This window comes from Vibrio sp. Y176 (assembly GCF_033438945.1).
In genome coordinates this window covers 1-606 of the sequence record NZ_JAWOQS010000793.1, presented here as the reverse complement: position 1 = coordinate 606, position 606 = coordinate 1, and the positions used below count along the sequence as shown (strand labels likewise).

Here is a 606-nt window from a genome sequence, read left to right as displayed (position 1 = left end):
CATACCCGCAATAAGCGGATCTTTTATGGTATCTCGCACAAACTCAATCATGGCTTGATAATGGGCGGTTTCTTGCCCGATGAGCTTTTGTACAGCCTCAAGCTCACCCATTTGTACTAAGCCACTGATCGTATTGAGCTTGTTTCTATGCTCGTGAGTTTGAGAACGCAACAAGTCTGCATATTCTTTGGTTTGCGAGAGCTGCTCCGTAAGCTCATTGATCTCGTCGCGCAAACGAAAACTTGATACTGCCCCGACAATCTTTCCTTCCACAAAGATGGGTGAGCGGTTCGCAATTAACCGCTTATGATTAAGGAAAATTTCAATGTCGTGATCTTCTTGACCCGTTTCAAGAACGGTATATAAGTCGCTGTCGCGTAATGTATCCGTAAGCGGTTTGTTGAGCGCCTTATCTCTGTCAATGCCGAGAATCTGGCAAGCACTGCGGTTGATGGAACGAAGCACACCTTGTGCGTCAATGCTGAGTACGCCTTCTTTGATAGTGCTCATAGTGACTTCCAGTTCACCATACAGACGGCCGATCTCTTCTGGTTCGAAGCCTAAAATCGCGCGCTGGAATTTTCGAGACGCGTAATTGGACACCAC

At 46.9% G+C, this 606-nt stretch carries 1 protein-coding gene; it reads right to left on the bottom strand.

All coding sequences use genetic code 11. The annotated features are described in order from the left end of the window. On the bottom strand, positions 1-606 hold a 606-nt coding region (locus tag R7O13_RS28695; protein ID WP_318305437.1), incomplete at both ends, for a sensor histidine kinase.